Annotated in this window: 14 protein-coding genes and 1 pseudogene; 4 read left to right on the top strand and 11 right to left on the bottom strand. The window is 36.4% G+C overall.

Annotated elements, in window-relative coordinates; all coding sequences use genetic code 11:
• From B3L86_RS10885 to B3L86_RS10855, 7 genes and pseudogenes are all read right to left on the bottom strand, one after another.
• Positions 1–2,018, bottom strand: a 2,018-nt coding sequence (locus tag B3L86_RS10885; protein WP_291118905.1) for a beta strand repeat-containing protein, incomplete at its 3' end; no start/stop codon positions are given.
• A gap of 635 nt (positions 2,019–2,653) precedes the next feature.
• Positions 2,654–5,161 (bottom strand): T9SS type A sorting domain-containing protein, encoded by a 2,508-nt coding sequence (locus tag B3L86_RS10880; protein ID WP_291118902.1) that lies wholly within the window; start codon positions 5,159–5,161, stop codon positions 2,654–2,656.
• Between the two features lie 468 nt (positions 5,162–5,629).
• On the bottom strand, positions 5,630–6,403 hold the full coding sequence (locus tag B3L86_RS10875; RefSeq protein ID WP_291118899.1) for a sulfite exporter TauE/SafE family protein: 774 nt from the start codon (positions 6,401–6,403) through the stop codon (positions 5,630–5,632).
• A 75-nt stretch (positions 6,404–6,478) separates the two neighbouring features.
• Positions 6,479–7,111, bottom strand: a complete 633-nt coding sequence (locus tag B3L86_RS10870) for a class I SAM-dependent methyltransferase (protein WP_291118896.1) — start codon at positions 7,109–7,111, stop codon at positions 6,479–6,481.
• A 381-nt stretch (positions 7,112–7,492) separates the two neighbouring features.
• Positions 7,493–7,765 carry a DUF4242 domain-containing protein gene (locus B3L86_RS10865; protein ID WP_291118894.1) on the bottom strand — a complete coding sequence of 91 codons (273 nt, stop codon included), beginning with the start codon at positions 7,763–7,765 and terminating at the stop codon, positions 7,493–7,495.
• Positions 7,766–7,879: 114 nt separating this feature from the next.
• Positions 7,880–8,884, bottom strand: coding sequence for an NADPH-dependent aldehyde reductase Ahr (gene ahr, locus B3L86_RS10860; RefSeq protein ID WP_291118891.1), 1,005 nt, complete (start codon positions 8,882–8,884; stop codon positions 7,880–7,882).
• Positions 8,885–9,561: 677 nt separating this feature from the next.
• Positions 9,562–10,397: pseudogene (locus B3L86_RS10855) on the bottom strand (IS982 family transposase).
• A gap of 718 nt (positions 10,398–11,115) precedes the next feature.
• Between B3L86_RS10855 and B3L86_RS10850 the strand changes: the two are divergent.
• The 4 genes from B3L86_RS10850 to B3L86_RS10835 all read left to right on the top strand — a co-directional run bounded on the left by B3L86_RS10850 (position 11,116) and on the right by B3L86_RS10835 (position 13,525).
• Entirely contained in the window at positions 11,116–12,519 is a 1,404-nt protein-coding gene (locus B3L86_RS10850) for an MBL fold metallo-hydrolase (RefSeq protein ID WP_291118888.1), read from the top strand.
• A gap of 52 nt (positions 12,520–12,571) precedes the next feature.
• Positions 12,572–12,937: a rhodanese-like domain-containing protein gene (locus B3L86_RS10845; protein ID WP_291118885.1), complete on the top strand. Its 366-nt coding sequence runs from the start codon at positions 12,572–12,574 to the stop codon at positions 12,935–12,937.
• Positions 12,938–12,949: 12 nt separating this feature from the next.
• Entirely contained in the window at positions 12,950–13,255 is a 306-nt protein-coding gene (trxA, locus tag B3L86_RS10840; RefSeq protein WP_291118882.1) for a thioredoxin, read from the top strand.
• Positions 13,256–13,327: 72 nt separating this feature from the next.
• A complete protein-coding gene (locus B3L86_RS10835) occupies positions 13,328–13,525 on the top strand; it encodes a hypothetical protein (protein ID WP_291118879.1) in 198 nt (65 codons plus the stop codon).
• Between the two features lie 57 nt (positions 13,526–13,582).
• Here the strand turns inward: B3L86_RS10835 and B3L86_RS10830 are convergent, their stop codons facing one another.
• From B3L86_RS10830 to prfB, 4 genes are all read right to left on the bottom strand, one after another.
• Positions 13,583–14,833, bottom strand: coding sequence for a pyridoxal phosphate-dependent decarboxylase family protein (locus B3L86_RS10830; protein WP_291118877.1), 1,251 nt, complete (start codon positions 14,831–14,833; stop codon positions 13,583–13,585).
• Between the two features lie 109 nt (positions 14,834–14,942).
• A complete protein-coding gene (locus B3L86_RS10825; RefSeq protein WP_291118874.1) occupies positions 14,943–15,365 on the bottom strand; it encodes a hypothetical protein in 423 nt (140 codons plus the stop codon).
• A 38-nt stretch (positions 15,366–15,403) separates the two neighbouring features.
• Entirely contained in the window at positions 15,404–17,032 is a 1,629-nt protein-coding gene (locus B3L86_RS10820) for an acyl-CoA carboxylase subunit beta (protein ID WP_291118870.1), read from the bottom strand.
• Between the two features lie 136 nt (positions 17,033–17,168).
• Positions 17,169–18,264, bottom strand: a protein-coding gene (gene prfB, locus B3L86_RS10815; protein WP_291118868.1) for a peptide chain release factor 2 whose coding sequence is annotated in 2 segments (ribosomal slippage) — positions 17,169–18,200 and positions 18,202–18,264 — 1,095 coding nt in all. Because the reading frame shifts where the segments join, the coding sequence is not laid out codon by codon here.
• Positions 18,265–18,368 lie beyond the last annotated feature (104 nt).

The raw sequence follows: 18,368 nt of genomic DNA, 5'->3' as shown, positions 1-18,368 counted from the left end.
CTTAATGTTGTTGATCCAACTATACAAATAGCTTGTGTACCACTTAAAGTTCCTGCAACAACTGGTGCTGTTACCGTTATAATTCTTGTAGCAGTAGCATCAGAACATCCACCTATACCGGCTACGGTATAAGTCATGGTAGCTTCTCCGGCAGCAACACCTGTTACTTCACCAGATTGACTATCTATAGTTGCAATAGTATCATCACTTGAAGACCAAGTACCACCAGAAACTGTTGAACTTAATGTTGTTGATCCAGCTATACAAATAGCTTGTGTACCACTTAAAGTTCCTACTGATGGAGCCGCATTGATTACAAAATCAGCTTTTGTTCTACATGCACCTGGAGTTGTTGTACATTCTACCCAATATGAAGTTGTTCCTGGTGTATTGGTATCCACGAGACCAGAATTCGAAACGCCTACCGGATTAAAGCTTGAGCCTGTACCTATGATAGTACCCCCAGAAGATACGGTGTACCAGTTTAATGAACCTGGAAGTGTATAGGTGACTGTAATTTGCATGTGAGCTACATTGGCAGTTCTACTACTTGAAGTATTTGCATTTCTTGCAGATAAAACGACACCAAAATCAGCAGCATTAATTTCTTCTGCAGTTAATGAAATTCCCCATAAATCAGTAGGTTCACCGTAAGTTACATCATTTGAACTAGTTAGCCAATTTGTAGCTGTAACTGCTTTGTTTGTAGTTTGAATTGTACCTCCAACAACTAGTTTTACTTCATTGTCTTGAATTCCACCACTACTAACACTTGAAGATTGGCGATTTATGATTACAGATATACCGTTAATAATAGCGTTTGAAGGGATTTGAAAACCATAATTAGTCCCTCGCAAATAATTTGATATTTGACCACCTGATAAAGTTCTTGTAGCATTAGATCCTGAAATAGTTATATTATTAGGATTTGACCAATTATTAGATCCACCAACACCTGTCACATTAGCACCTGTACCTGCATCATTTGGACCACTTGTTTGTCCTGTTAAGTCTAAACATGATGAGGTAGCAGTTAATTCTCCCGTTCCACCGGCACAGACAATAGCGTTAGCTGTGATAGGAGTCTGATTTACTGTTACAGTTCGTGTAGCGGTACCATTTAAACATCCTCCTATACCGGCAATAGTATAAGTGATGGTTGCTGTTCCTACAGAAAGGCCTGTTACCACTCCTGAAGAGTTGACTGTTGCAACAGCTGTATTATTGGAAGACCAAGTTCCACCTAAAACTGTAGAATTTAATTGTGTAGCTCCGTTTAAACATATTGCTTGTGTACCACTCAAAGTTCCTGCACTTGTAATACATGGACTCAATACAATGGTTTGTGCTATCCAAGTTTCGGATACAGAGGCTATAGCCGTTTTAGCTCCTGTTTCACCCAATGTGGCTTGAACATAAGTAGCCATCATGTTTGAAGGAAGACCTCCTGAAGTATTTGGAGCATCATAACGCTCTGTAGTTCCTGAAGCAGCTGTATAAGTTGCATCTTTTTTATTAGAATAAAAATTTAAAATTAAATTATTTGCTGAAGTAGTAGTGATAGAAGGTGCTACTACACTAGTTGAAGAAGAACTACTTGCTGTTCCATTTGAAATAATGTTATCTACAGAAGCACCGGTTATTCTACTGATTCCGATGGACCATTTGCCTCCACCAAAACCCCAACTGTCTGAAGCAGATTCTGTGGCACTAGCAATTTTATAATAAGTTGCCATACCGATATTACTACTTTGATTAGTTCTAAGTATTAAAGTCCAACCCGTTGGAACTGCTAAAGTAGCACTAGAACCAGACTCAAACATCACTCCGGCTATCAGTAAATCTCCTGCTACTATTCCGCTTGGTTTAGTAATATTTGCACTGCTGTTGCTCCCAACAGCAGTGGTGGAAGATTGCCAAGTAGGTTGTGCAATGACCTGCAGGCTAAGTGAGAAAAAAATTAAAACACAAAAGCGTTTAATTAGTCTCAGTAAGAAATTAAATTCATTAGTTTTCATAATACACACGGTTTGTTTTTAAATAATTTGGGTTCATGAAATTTTACTTTCATTTTACGAGGACAAACTTATAAGCATAAAAATGAATTACAACAAATAGGAGTTGAGATGTTAAAAAAAATCGTTTAGCTACAAATCATTGAAAAAAAGAAGAAAAACATTATATAAATGGTGTGTTTTTATCGATAAACTACCTGTTTTTAAACAATTAGGGGAAAAACTCCCAATTCATTATACAATTGGAGACAACAATTATTGACATTAATTCCGTAGAATAGCAATTTTAAGAGAGAATATTGATTAAAAATTAAAAACATTTAATTTTCAGTTGATTATTATAAGTTTATAATAGTCAATTAGACTATTGAATACACTATAGTTCCTTTTATAAATTGTATACTTTGAACTTTAATCCAAGGACTTTGGTTTGGATTATTTGGTAAGTACTTTTAAGCTTATCCAATAAAGCAGGGTTTACTTTTGTACTTTTAGTTTTCAACAGCAAATACAGCAAGTGTGTTTTCAGAAAAATTCCGTTAGTACCTCTTTGAACAACCTCATTCCTAAAAAAAAATAATGGCCGGAATCTCTTCCGACCACTATTAGGGTTATTGTTTTTAAAAATTTTAGTTCAATTATCTTTTAATCAATTTTAAATGATTTTTATAATTGGTCCCTTGAATCTCTACCAAATACATACCTGCTTCATACTCTAAACCAAATTCATAGTTGGATTGTGCAGGTAGAATATGTTGTTTTGTAACAACTTTACCACTAATCGAGTACACAGTAACCGTCACATCAAATGCAGATGGATTAGTAAGTGTAAACGAAGCATTGGATGGGTTTGGATAGGCTGTAACTACAGTTTCCAAAGCTTTTGTTGACAATTCTTCTGCTGCCATTCTGGCTTCATTAGGCTGACAATCTACATAACCTGTAGCCACCCCATGGAAACTAAGATTTACTGCTTCACAGGCATTAGATAACTTAGATAACAAAGTACTGCTCACCGGCGTACTTGAACCAATCTTAGCTTGTGACTCGGCAATTAACCAAGCAATTGTTTTTCCATTAAAGCTTGCATCTTGCGAAACGATGGTGGCTTGTTCCATTCCGGGGTTCGCCGCAACATTTAATAGTAATGCAACTAACTGACCCGCAAATACATTTTTCACTTGCTTGTTGTTTTGATTCTCTTTATTACCCGAAGCTAATCGATCCGGTGTTCCTCCGTTAGGAAGGAAGTTTCTAATAGCCTGGACAGTAGTCAGTTTTAATGACCTTCCTGCTTGACCAATCATTAAGCCATTCGGGAAATATTGATTCATAAAACTAACACTCAAGGGTGAGTTCGTATTTGACCATCCTCCTTGGGAATAGGTTTGGAACTGACATGGTTGCGGACAAGCCTCTAAGTTCAAATTCAATACATAGATAACACAGTTGGCTGTAATAAACTCATAACTACCACTGTTCGTATAAACCAAACCACTAATAGCCCAAGTAAACGAATCACATGCGGTTTCATTAACTTCTATAGCATCCGGTTTTGTTCCGGTATTGTCCCATTTACAACTTACTGTATTAAAGACAAAAGCATCCCAACATTTTACTTTAGCTGGTTCAGTTGGTTGTGAACCTTGGTTTACCCATGAACAACTAGTTGTGTTGAATTGGTAATCATCCCAACAGTTAACTTTAGCTGGTTCAGTTGGTTGTGTTCCAGTTATATCCCACTGACATGATATAGTATTGAACGTTGCTGTTTCGTAACAAGCCGTTGTTGGTCGTTCCGGTTGAGCAACAATAGTCAATTCCAACTTTTTAGTTACACAATCTCCCGGTATAGTATAAGTACCGCTTTGTGTATAGGTTTGATTGTTTTCACTCCACGTATAAGTAACACAAGCACTAACAGTGGTCGTTTCAATCTCTGGTGTTGGCGGAGCCAAAGTCACCGTTGAAGTTGCCACACATCCTGCCGCATCAGTAACAGTAACAGTATAGGTTCCTGGTAATAAATTTGTTGCCGTAGCGGTGGTTTGAACAGGATTGGTGTTCCAACTGTAGGTAACCCCTGAATTTCCAAAACAATCAGTAACTGCTGTACCAGGAGCAATGGTAACCGTTGCAGATCCATTAGCAGCAATCACGCCATTTGAACAACTCACCGGCTGTGTTTCTGCAGCAGATATACTTAAAACACAAGCAGCCTCAGGACAACTAAAAGCTAAATTAGTAATAGCCGTACATGCTTGTGTAGTATTGTTATTTGTAATGCTGTTAGTAAAAAAGCTAGCAAAACTTCCACTTACACTTCCTCCACTTCTACAAAAATTAAAAATTTTTGCAGACCAAGATTTTTCTATAGAAGCATTTCCATTACTTATTCGTAAGGCTACTAAATCAGGTACTGTTGTACTGCCTGAGCCAAAAACGCCTTGTGAGCCAGAGGTGTTTTCTAACGAACCCGACCCGCTTAAACGTAAACTGCAATTGTCTTTAAAAGTAATTTTGTATTCATTTTTAAAATTACCACTACCGTGTAATCCGATAGTAATATTTGTAGATTCAAACAAATCATTGGCTCCTTTATTGATAAAATTTTCGCCAACTTTCAAACAGCTGTTTACTAATTCTCGAATACCACCATTGGAATTACTCTTGTCTTCCCAATTTTGAGCAATTTCAACGACGGAATTATATATGTATATTTTTCCGTTTTCGTTGACAAAATTCCCGGATTTGTTATCTCCTGAAAGAGAACCATAAGAGCCACTGAAAATCGGTAAATACATTTTGGCATTACACATGTTCCACGTAGCATTGGAATAAACAAATACGGACCGGTCTTCTCCATTACCACTCAAAGCGGTTCTGAATGTTCCGTTAATGATGTTGACTTTCCCATACACTTTCAAGTCATTACTGTTGTTGTAAGTAACCACATGGTTAATTGTAACTACATGATTGGAAGCAATCGTACTACTCGGTACTAATCCGTTTTGCCAAGTAGAAGCGCTGGTCCAGTTTCCGTTAGCTATCGTTTTATAAACGGTTTGGCTGATACTTAAATGACTAACTAACAGTAGCAAAAAAGTAAGTGATTTGAGATAGTTTTCTATCAATTTTGTTTTCATAATTAAGAACGGTTAAAATTAATTTAGGTTTACGAAACCAATTTGGGATTGATTTCTAGGCAAACTTACTACCGGTTATAAATGTTAAAACAAAAAAACAGTCATAAATCAAATTAAAATCGTTAAAGTGTAATTACTACATTTTATAACGATATGGTTGTCGATGACTAGTATTTATTTATTGATGAAGTGCATAATTTGTAGTTAATTACTACATAAAAACCAGATTAAAGGTTTTGGATATTTACATAAATAAGTCAATAAGTAGTCAAATTAAATGGTAATTATGAGAAAAATACTTTAAAAAGTAAAATTTCCATAATTGGTATCATAAAAAAACAAAATGAGTTTTCATTCACTTAAAGTAATCCTAAACAAAAAATACCATGTAAGCGTTTTTTTTATCTTGAGATTTTAGTGGCACGTGTTTCAGAGTGTATTCTAACCCAAACAGGATAAAAAAACCGATTATAAAAGCCCTGCTGCGAGTGCAAGGGAAATGGTCATGAGCAGTAGGGCTACCGTTACTTGTATAAAGCGTAGGGTTACTTTCTTTAAAAGTTTGTTGCCTAAATAGGATCCTGCAATTCCGGAGACAGTAGCAGCAATTACCAAAGTCAGATTGTCGGTTAGGCCTGATGTGGCAAATTTTGTAGCATAAAGGCTCAAACGAGTGAAGTCTACAAAAGTGGAGACTACTACTGCCGTGCCTACAAAAGCTTCTTTTGAAAGACCGGCTTTTATTAAAAAAGCACTTCTCAGAGCTCCTTGATTTCCTGTAAGTCCACCAAAAAAGCCACTCAATGCTCCTCCTAATGGAAGCTTATTTTTATTAAATTGTAGCTTGCTGAAATAGGGGATAAGTTCCATACTTGCAAAAATGAGGATTAAAATTGCAACAATGAACTTCAACGGGTATACCTCAAAGTCCTTTCCAAATGCCGTATATGAAAATAGGGGGTGCCAATCAGAACTATTTATTAATAGCCATGAACCTAACACTGCGGCTATAACCGCAGGTATGCCAAATCGTAATAATACCGCTTTATTTGCCTTACGACCCACTAATAACAGTTTAAATATATTGTTAAAAAAATGTACCACTCCCGTTAAGGCTATTGCTATTTCTACCGGAAAAAAGAGCATGAATACCGGTGTTAGAATCGTTCCGAGACCGAAACCCGAAAAGAAAGTGAGAATCGCTACCAGAAAAGCAGCTACGGAAATAATTACTAGTTCCATTTATTCTTGATTGGATGCGTGGTTAGCTTGTATGTCATAAACTGATACCTTTATAATACCTAATTGTAAACGTCACTATTGTTTAACTTGTAATTTTCTAAAACTACAAAAAACAAAATTCTGAATCGTATCAAATGGTGTTTTGTGGTCAATAGTTTTACATTGTAACTTTTCAAACTGTTTACTCAGTCGTTCTGCCATAGTTTTTTCAGAATATTGTTTGATACTTATGCCACTACATTTTTCGGGACCTTGTTCAGAAAAAGTTGCAATAACTAAAATACCGGTTGGGGTGATACTTTTTTGAACAGTAGAGAGATAGTTGGATATTTCTGTTTCATCTGTCAAAAAATGAAATGCCGCTCGGTCATGCCAAAAATCATATTGCTCAGTTGGTGTAAACTTAGTGACATCGGTTACAATCCATTTGACTTGATTTGAGCGTTCGCCAAGACGAAGTTTAGCTTTATCAATAGCAGCTTCTGAAATGTCTAAGACGGTTATATCTTGATAACCGTTATCTAACAAATGGTCTACTAGAAAACTGTCGCCACCGCCAATGTCAATAATCTTTGCAGTGATTGGCAAATTATAATGTTTGATAAAATCTAATGAAGTTTTTGGAGTGGGTTCAAACCAACTTACGTCTTTCAGTTCTTTTGTTTGATAAATGGATTCCCAATGTTTTTTGCGGTCAAATTTTTCCATTCCTTGTTTTACGATATTGTTGACTTGAAAGGTGAGTAAAATTATGTTTTTTTTTACCTATTTCTATTAGGTCATAAAAGTACGAAATTCTATTTTTCTTACAAAGAATATAGTATTTTTTTAAGAAACTAGTGAGGTTGTTCATAGACTGTCTAATAATAGTAACCTTATAAGTAGACAGTTCAAATAGCTGAAAAACAGTATTTAAGAGCTCAAAGGAACAATTGATTTTTAACAAAAGTTAAAGTTGATAGAATGACCTTTATCAACACGAGTCTTCGGTTAAATAGTAAAAAAAAAGGCAATTAATACTTTAGCTCAACCCAATTTGTTGAGTTTATAGAAAGAATAAATTGGCATTATCTAATCCAAGTTTTGGCTTCAATTGGCGGTTGAGGGATCAATGATTGTGGCCACTTCAGAAATAACATTAGCCGGAAATCCACCTCTTTTTGCGTGTTCACGAACCAGCTCCTCTGTTGAGGCGTTATACACACAATAAATTTTATCGGTGGTGACATAGCTGTGAACCCACTCAATTTCGGGCCCCAATTGATTCAAAACCCCACATGAAGTTTGCGATATTGCTTTCAATTGGTCAGGGGTTAAACTCCCGGCTCCTTGAATTTCTCTTTCAATGACATACTTTGGCATACGTATTTGATTTTAGTTTCTACTCGTTTGGCTTTTGGGATTCACTGCTTTTGAAGATATTCCGATGTTATTACATTTTTTCTCCAATTGGTGTTTCTCCATTTTTATAATTGTTTAATTCCGCAATACTATTCTAAATCTTGCTTTTCCTTCTTCTAAATGGGCAATCGCTTCGTTTACCTTAGCCATAGGAAATTCTTCTACTTCCGGATAAATGTTGTGTCGTACACAAAAATCAAGCATCGTTTTTGTCAACGCAGGACTGCCAATCGGACTTCCACCTACTGTTTTTTCTCCCATAATTAAACTAAAAGCAGGGATTGCCATCGGTTCCAAAACAGCACCTACCGTGTGAAAACGACCTTTTGGTGCTAAAGCTGTCAAATAGGAGTTCCAATCCAATGTAACATTAGTAGTATTCAAAATAAAATTTAGCTTTCCTGCTATACTTTCCAATTCTTCCGGAACTGTAGAGTTAATCACTTTACTCGCACCCATAGCTAAAATATCTTTCTTTTTATCGGGATTGGAACTAAATGCAATGACCTCACAGCCCCAGTGTTTTAAAAATTTTATAGCCATATGTCCCAATCCGCCAATTCCTATAACACTTACTTTATCCGTGGGTTTTACTCCGGCTAAAATGATAGGATTAAAAACTGTTATCCCGCCACAAAGCAAAGGTCCGGCTTTGCTTAGGTCTATGGCTTCCGGTAGTGGAATAGCCCATGACCAATGACCACGAACCGTATCAGCAAAACCACCGTTTCTGCCAACAATAGTTGCTTCGCCGTGAGAACAAAGATGATGTTGACCATCCATACATTGTACGCAGCTCATGCACGAGCCACTCATCCATCCGATTCCGACTTTATCGCCTACTTTTAGATTTTTAACCGCAGCTCCTGCAGCTATTACTTCTCCAATTATTTCGTGACCGGGAACTAAGGGATACTGCGTCATTCCCCAATCATTATTAATCATACTCAAATCGGAATGACAAATGCCACAATAGGCTACTTTGATGTCAACTTGTTCTGTCCCTAAAGGACCTAATTCATACGAATAGGGGGTTAGTTTTGCTTTGGGTTCAAGGGCTGCATATGCGTTTACTTTCATGGGTTTAGATTTTTAGATGAGTCATTTCAATGTCGCAGAATGATTCTTGCTTTGCGTTTTTGGCAATTTGTTCAAGTGCCTTAACAAATATAACTAAAATTCTAATACAATCGCTCTAATTTATTGATTATCAAAACATAAATGTGGGGATTGCTATAAGAGATAAATTGTGTATGGCTTGGTAAACGGTGTACTGCTTAAGAGGTTCCTGACTTCACTTCAATATTCCTCGGAATGAAAAAACTGAACCTGATAAGCTGCTTGTGACTTGGATAATGGGATCTCTCCTTGCGTCGAGGTTATAGGTTCGGTGTAATATGATTTGTGTTCCTTTTATTGTGAAAACTCTTCAGTATCGGCGGATAGGTCTCTGTAGGGATGACATAGTATTCTAGATTAACTGAAGAAGACAAAGTAACCTTATTCTAAAAATAATTATTTTAAATATAATAAAATTTGAAATTGTTTATTTGCTGAGAAGTCGTAGACAATGAGTAGGGTATTTATACTTGTTTTAAAACTTCTAAACCTAACCCGTTGGGTGTAATTATTTGTTTCAAGATTATCTTGTTTTTTTACCACGAATTCTCGAATTGTAAATTGATTAAACGCAATAATTTGTTCATCTTCGATGAAAATTCGAATTAAATCTAATAATTATAACCCGTTGGGTGTAATTAAATGATTTGATTTTTGATATTATTAATTGGTCTGTCAAAGATAAATTTATTGATATATTGAACTAAAGTTAGAGACGTTATTTTTGCTAAGATTCTTGTTTTAAACCTTTCAAAAGATTTGGCATAATTTCTTCTGATCATGAACTGGTCGCACAACTGCGAAAACAAAGTTTCTATTCTTTTTCTTGATTTTCTAAAGATGTAAGGCTGTGATTTATATTGCTTCTGATTTATTCTCATCGGTGTCTCTAATTTTACATTTGCTGTTTGAAATAAGTCCAACTGAATGCTTTCCGACAAATATCCTCTGTCACCAAGAAGCACACAATCAGACATTTGTTGTTTTATGTTCTTCAAAAAATGTACATCATGAACTCCTGCTTTTGTAATATCCAATGAATGAAATACTCCAGCTACAGAACAAACCCCATGAAGTTTATACCCATAAAACCAATTGTTTTGTGATGCACAAAATCCTTTTGATGGGGGCACTTTCAAATTCCTCTTTACATATTTTTACTCTATTATGGCGAGAAAATTTACATATCTCAAGCGGCATACTATCGACAATAAAATAGTCTTCAAATTCTAAAAAATTTCTTTGCTAATTTGGTTCTAACTTCCTCTGAAAACAAGAACAGTTTTCTTCTTCTTTTATTGAACTGACTTCGCTCTATTAAATTTGGAATTTCTACTTGATTTATCTGCTTAAACAATGAATTTTCACTATCTATAGACATAAATTCAGCAGTCAAACTCAATGCAACTACCTCTAAATCAGATATTTTTTCTCTTCTTCCAACACCTGATTTATAAACTAACTCACAATTCAAAGAACTTATAACTTCTAAAACTTTAAAATAATTTTTAACTATATTTGTCATAGATATTGGTTTGTTTGGCGACATCAAGATACTGAATTTCAGTATCTTGACCAATATCTAATCCATTTATTTTACTAAAAATAATTACACCCAACGGGTAATTATAATAAAAAATTAGTGAATTAGTGGCAAAATTATTTCCAAAATTTAATTACACCCAATGGGTTAAACCTATTATTTTTATAATTCATTTTTTCCGGGGCTGAAAGTTAACGACTAACTATTGAATCCACTCAAATATAATCAACTCTTCCATCCTTTTCAAAAGCAAATCAAGTTTTTCCTTAAAGACTTCGTTAGCTAGATTACCTAGTTTTACAATCACTAACCAAGTTTACCTGACAATACCTACAAGGAAATCCAAATCTAGAAAGCCAATAAAAAACAAATAATGACCTGTCATAATACATTGAAACCTGACTTCAGGTGTGTAGGTCAATGGTAAAATAAAACTGTAAACGCTATAATACAAAATTCAAAACAAGAGAGTCACTTCGATTCTTAACAATGGTAAACTACTCATATAGATACACCAAACACCTTTCTTAATTTCCTCACAAACTAACCCATCCCTTTCAATCCTTTTCAAAAATCCGTATCTTTGTAACTAATGTTACTGTATGAGTACCCATGCAGGTTTACTTTTGTAATCAAAAAAAAACGAATTATGAAAATTGAACAAATATACACCGGTTGTTTAGCTCAAGGAGCTTATTTTATTGAAAGTCAAGGCGAAGTTGCCATAATTGATCCGTTACGGGAAGTACAATCTTATATTGACAAAGCAGATGCAGTTGTTGGAAAAATTAAATACATTTTTGAAACACATTTTCATGCCGACTTTGTTAGCGGTCATGTTACTTTAGCGGAAAAAACAGGAGCTACTATTGTTTACGGTCCCAATGCTAATCCGAGTTTTAAAGCTCATATTGCCACCGATGGTGAAGTATTTCAACTCGGCGATATCACCATTACTGCTTTGCATACCCCCGGACATACAATGGAAAGCACCACCTATCTGTTGAAAGATAAAAACGGTAAAGATCACGCCATCTTCAGTGGTGATACCTTGTTCTTAGGTGATGTAGGTCGTCCCGATTTGGCTCAGAAAGCCGCACACATGACACAAGAGCAATTAGCAGGCTTGTTGTTTGATAGTTTACGTACAAAAATCATGACATTGGCCGATGATGTTATTGTTTATCCGGCTCATGGTGCAGGTTCTGCCTGTGGGAAAAACTTAAGTAAAGAAACGGTGGGTACTATTGGGGAACAAAAAGCAACCAATTATGCCTTGCGAGCCAACATGACCAAAGAAGAGTTTGTCGCAGAAGTAACTGATGGTTTATTACCTCCTCCGGCTTATTTTCCAATGAATGTGAAACTTAATAAAGAAGGCTACAGTAATGTAGAAGACATCATAAAAGAAGCAAAAGCATTGGATGCCAATGCCTTTGAGTTGATTGCTAATGACACCAACGCCTTGATACTGGACGTGCGTCATCAGGATGAATTTGCAAAAGGCCATATTCCAAAATCCATTTTTATCGGTCTCGAAGGTGGTTTTGCTCCTTGGGTAGGTGCCTTAATTTTAGATTACAAACAACCCATTCTAATTGTAGCCCCCGAAGGAAAAGAAGTAGAAACCATCACCCGTTTGTCTCGTGTGGGGTATGACAGTGCCATTGGCTATTTAAAAGGTGGCTTTGACGCATGGCGTAGTTCCGGTAAAGAATATGACACGGTTACTACCGTATCTGCTACCGAATTGGAACAAAAGATGAACGAAAATGCCGCAGTCTTTGATGTCAGAAAGCCGGGAGAGTACAATTCGGAGCACATTGAAAATGTACCGTCCACACCTTTGGACTTTTTAAATGACCATATCGCTGAATTCCCTAAAGACAAAGATTTCTATGTGCATTGTGCCGGAGGCTATCGCAGCATGATTGCCGCTTCTATTTTAAAAGCTCGTGGCTACCACAATGTGATTGATGTCAAAGGAGGTTATGCCGCGATTAAAAATACAGGTATTAAACGTACGGCCTATGTTTGTCCGAGTACGTTGTAATAGAACGAATGCTTTACCTGTTTAGAAAAATAATAAAATAAATGTAAAGAAGATGAAAAAAATACTGGTTATACTATTACTGTCGGTAATGACAATTTCGTGTCAGTCGCAGTCAAACCCCAAAGTAAAGATCATTGCTCCCGATGCTTTTAAAACAGCAATCTCAAAAGGGGAGGTGCAACTGGTAGATGTCAGAACTTCCGAGGAATTTTCTGAAGGAGCTATTGCTCACGCCCTGAATATCAATGTTAATGGAGCTGATTTTGAAACGGAGATTCAAAAACTAGACAAAACCCAACCCGTTTATATTTATTGCCGTAGTGGAGCTAGAAGTCAAACCGCAGCCAAGAAAATGGTTGACTTTGGTTTCACTGAAGTCATCGATTTAGAAGGTGGTTATTTGAATTGGAAACAATAAAATGGATTACTAATGAAAACCTTTCAAGATATCATCAACACTGACAAACCTGTGTTAGTAGATTTTTTCGCCACCTGGTGCGGACCTTGTCAATCCTTAAGTCCAATACTCAAAGAAGTAAAGGACAGCCTAGGTGAAACCATTTCAATTATCAAAATTGACGTAGATAAAAATCAGAGCCTAGCGTCTCAATACCAAGTAAAAGGAGTACCCACCATGCTCTTATTTCAAAACGGAAAACAAGTGTGGCGACAGTCGGGTGTATTGTCCAAACAACAGTTGCTTCAAATCATTTCTGAAAAAATTATACAAAATTAACACTGTTCGTTTTAAAAAAATATATATATTTGTTTTTCAATTCATTACATTAACCGTTAAAATTTAAATAGTATGAAAAAAATTGTAGCCTTATTTGCAGTAGCATCGTTCTTATTCTCAATGGATGTTATGGCTGGTGAACCAAAAAATAAAGACAAGAAAAAAGCGAAAGCTAAAACAGAAAAAGCAGAAGCTTCGGAAGAGAAGAAAGACTGTGGTTCTGCTAAAAAAGCATGTTGTTCTGCAAAAAAAGCAGAAACAAATTCGTAATTAAAGTTCTATACAAACAGAAAAGCCACTTTTAGTGGCTTTTTTTATGTTTACTAGTTAAGAAATAATCGTCACGGTGTTTTCTTTAAGTTCTTCCAACAATTGGTTAAGATGATCTACTTCTACATGTTCCATCAAAACCACTTTATACCATTGGTTTTGGTCATTGTGTTTTTGTGGAACTAAATCAAAATGAGCCGCTATTTCTGCCGGAATATATTCAGACTTGATGGTCACAATATTCATATTGACTTCTCTAAAATAAGTAATTTTCATTTGGTCTAATTGTTTGCAAAACCAATCGGTACGCATTTGAAGAATTTTAATTTTTTCAAACCATCCATTCGGTCCGTAGGTATTTAAAATCATCCAAACAGCAACTGCATTTGCTCCGGAACGACTTCCCGATAAGGTCAAATCCATCCCTTCAACATATTGAGCTTCTTGTGTTAACACATTTTCAATTAAATTTTTTCTACATAAAAAAACTCCCGTTCCATAAGGAGCTTGTAACATTTTATGAGCATCCACAGTAATAGACGATACCTTTGGGTTTTTGAAACTTAAAGGGGTATTATCCTTTGCCAAAAAAGGATAAACAAACCCTCCATAAGCGGCATCAATATGAATAGAAAATTGGGCATCATAGTTTTCCAATATCTCACAATAGTCTTCTGGGTTGTCAACAGAACCAAACATTGTGGTTCCCATATTACAGACTACAATAAAATACTTTTTACCTTTTTCAATCGCATCAGCAAGCATAGTATTCAAAGCTTCTTTGTCGATTTTTCTATTTTCAAACCCAACCGGAATGCTTATCCAATCAATTAAAAGTAAGTTGGCTCCTTTGGCAATAGAGTAGTGGGTATCTTCAGAAGCTATGATTGCAATCTCATTGGGTTGTGCATTGAAATGCTTCATAAAATTGTTTCGATACATCCACAAGGCTTGCAGGTTGGCTTCAGTCCCGCCTGAAGCTATGTATCCATCAAATTGATTTTTTTCAGCTCCAAAAATATCTACAGCCAAAATATCCAATGTTTCTCTTTCAATTTGCTGTGTCCCTTTAAACGCCTTTTCCGACGTACCTGTGGTATGACAACCGATATGATTCGGATTGGCCACAAAAGTCATTAATACCGGAGCATCTTTTAAGAAAGGAGCATCATCATAAAACACTTTACCGTCTAATTTTGACGCCGGATAACCTAAAGAGGCATCTTTTGAAAAATTTACATTTTCCTGTAAGGCTTTTTCAATATGTTGTAGTCGTTCTGCGGCTGTTCTTTTTTTCCAAAATTCCATGTTGCTATATTTTGGAGCAAAATTGGGTGTTTTTTTAACCCTAAAATATGATTTTAGTCATATTTAATGAAGTGTCACAAAAAGGTATGATTTTGTGTTTTAGAAATAGTTATTCTACAAAAATGAGTTTTAGATTGGCTATCCAAAAAATTTTAGATTTATAAAATTGAAGTGCTGTGGGCACTACTTTGTCTGACATATCTCTGGGTGACTTTTTGATGATTCTTGCCGTTGTTCCTGTAAAGTCTAAAGTGATCTTTTCCTCTAAATCAATATCTTCAGTTGAAAAATGAATCACTTTATTTTTAACCGTCCATTTACCTTTGCTGTAATGATGGTACTCATTTTTTCCAATATCTGTGCGATAACTAGTAAACTGAAATGTGCCGTCACCATTCAAATCGAGTTTATATTCTAAAACTTCATTTTTTTCTGATTCTCTATTAAATACATATGTTCCTGAATATTCTTCCGTTTGAGCAGATAGATGAAGACTTAAGCAAGCAATAATAAAAAGTATATATTTTTTCATAAGAGTTGTTTTTTGTTTTTAATCAAAAAACAGACCAATTACACTTGTATCACCCCCAAATTAAATTTCTTTTCAATAGGAGCGTGGTTAGCCGCTTCAATACCCATAGAAATCCAAGTACGTGTCTCTAATGGGTCAATAATCGCATCAGTCCACAATCTTGATGCGGCATAATAAGGTGAAACCTGGGCATCATAACGGGCTTTTATTTTGTCAAAGAGTTCTTTTTCTTTTACTTCATCAATTATTTCCCCTTTAGCTTTTAAAGAAGAAGCTTCAATTTGTGCTAAAACTTTAGCGGCTTGCGTACCACCCATTACGGCTAATTCGGCACTTGGCCAAGCAAAGATTAATCGAGGGTCGTAGGCTTTTCCACACATGGCGTAGTTTCCTGCTCCATAGGAGTTGCCTACAATCACAGTGAATTTGGGTACAACAGAGTTGGAAACCGCATTCACCATTTTGGCTCCGTCTTTGATAATGCCGCCGTGTTCTGATTTACTTCCTACCATAAATCCGGTGACATCCTGAAGGAAAACTAACGGTATTTTCTTTTGGTTGCAATTCGCAATAAAACGGGTCGCTTTATCGGCAGAATCCGAATAAATCACACCACCAAATTGTATTTCCCCTTTTTTTGTTTTGGAAACCGTACGTTGGTTGGCCACAATACCCACGGCCCAACCGTCAATTCGAGCATAGCACGTGATGATGGATTGTCCGTAGCCTTCTTTATACATATCCATTTCGGAGTTATCAACCAGTCGTTTGATTACTTCCATCATATCGTATTGGTCTGATCTCGATTTTGGAATAATACCATAGATATCTTCCTCCTTCAAGGCAGGTTTTTCTGCTTTTATTCTGTTGAATCCGGCTTTGTCATAATCGCCAATTTTCCCAACAATACTTTTAATGCGGTCTAAAGCATCTTTATCGTCTTTAGCTTTGTAGTCTGTCACCCCTGAAATTTCGCAGTGTGTTGTGGCTCCACCTAAGGTTTCGTTGTCTATGTTTTCGCCAATGGCGGCTTTCACTAAATAACTTCCGGCTAAGAATATACTTCCGGTTTTGTCCACAATCATGGCTTCATCACTCATAATTGGTAAATAGGCTCCACCAGCCACACAACTTCCCATTACGGCAGCAATTTGTGTAATTCCCATACTGCTCATTATAGCATTGTTCCTGAAAATGCGACCGAAATGTTCTTTATCCGGAAAGATTTCATCTTGCATCGGTAAATATACGCCGGCACTATCTACCAAATAGATAATGGGTAATCGGTTTTCAATGGAAATTTCCTGAGCTCTTAAGTTCTTCTTTCCGGTAATCGGAAACCAAGCTCCGGCTTTTACAGTAGCATCATTGGCTACGATCACACATTGTTTTCCTTTAATATAACCTATTTTTACAACCACACCTCCGGAAGGACAACCACCGTGTTCGGCATACATACCGTCACCTACGAAAGCTCCAATCTCAATGCTTTTTGCTTTTGGGTCTAGCAAATAATCAATACGTTCGCGAGCCGTCATTTTACCTTCTGCATGCAGTTTGGCAATACGTTTCTCACCGCCACCCAATTTTACTTGAGCAAACCGCTGTTTTAAATCAGAAAGTAAAAGCTTGTTGTGGTCTTCGTTTTTGTTGAAGTTGATGTCCATTATATGTTGTAGTGTTTTTATTTGTTGCTAAAATACGAAAACGTTAGAGAATTTGAAAAATGATTTTTAGGTAACAATAGCGTATACTTTTTTCAGCGTTTCTAAAACCCGTAACTCGCAACCTGCAACCCGAAAACTATTCCTCTTTCTGACCCATCATCATCAAATACGCTTTTAAAAATTCGTCTATTTCGCCATTCATGACGCCGTCTACATCGCTGGTTTCTTGTCCGGTTCTTACGTCTTTTACCAATTTATAGGGTTGCATGACATAGTTTCGGATTTGAGAACCCCATTCAATTTTCATTTTTCCGGCTTCAATATCAGCTCGCTGTGCCATTTGCTTTTTCAATTCAATTTCATATAACTGCGAACGCAACATTTGCATGGCTCGTTGACGGTTGTCTTGTTGTGAACGGGTTTCCGAGCATTGAATTTGAATTCCGGTTGGTTTGTGAAATAATTGTACTTTGGTTTCCACTTTGTTTACATTTTGACCGCCAGCACCACTCGAACGAGAAGTAATGATTTCTAAATCAGCCGGATTGATGTCAATTTCAATAGTGTCATCCACCAAAGGATACACATATACAGACGCAAACGAGGTATGTCGTTTGGCATTACTGTCAAAAGGGGAGATACGCACTAATCGATGTACGCCGTTTTCCCCTTTTAAATAACCAAAAGCATAATCGCCTTCAATTTCTAGGGTAACGGTTTTGATTCCGGCTACATCGCCTTCCTGAAAGTTGAGTTCTTTGATTTTATAGCCTTCTTTTTCGGCCCACATCAAATACATCCGCATCAGCATAGAGGCCCAATCACAACTTTCTGTACCACCGGCTCCGGCAGTGATTTGCAACACAGCACTCATGCTGTCTCCTTCTTCGGAAAGCATGTTTTTGAACTCTAAATTTTCGATTAAAAGATTCGCTTGGTCAAAGACAGCATCTACTTCTTCTTCAGACGCATCACCTTCTTTGTAAAACTCAAAAACCATTTGCAGTTCTTCTGAGAGATTGACTGCTTTTTGGTAATCCTCTACCCATTTTTTCTTGGAACGAAGTTCTCGTACTATAAGTTCCGCTTCCTTAGCATTGTTCCAAAAATTGGGGTCAAACGTTTTTTCTTCTTCGTTGGTAATTTCTATTAACTTCTTATCGATGTCAAAGATACCTCCTCAACGCACCAAGACGCTCCACAATACCTTTAATTTGTTCGGTATTTGTCATAATTATTGTAGTTTTGTTTTTTGCAAAGGTAGGAACAAGTTGTGATTTGTCCTAATCAAAAAAATGGGATTTACTTTTTAGACCTATATGTCATATAAGTAGTT

Origin of the sequence: Flavobacterium sp. UBA6135, assembly GCF_002428305.1 — a bacterium.
Classification (GTDB): Bacteria; Bacteroidota; Bacteroidia; order Flavobacteriales; family Flavobacteriaceae; genus Flavobacterium.
The sequence above is the reverse complement of the archived record's forward strand: the minus strand, read 5'-3'. Positions and strand labels throughout refer to the sequence as shown.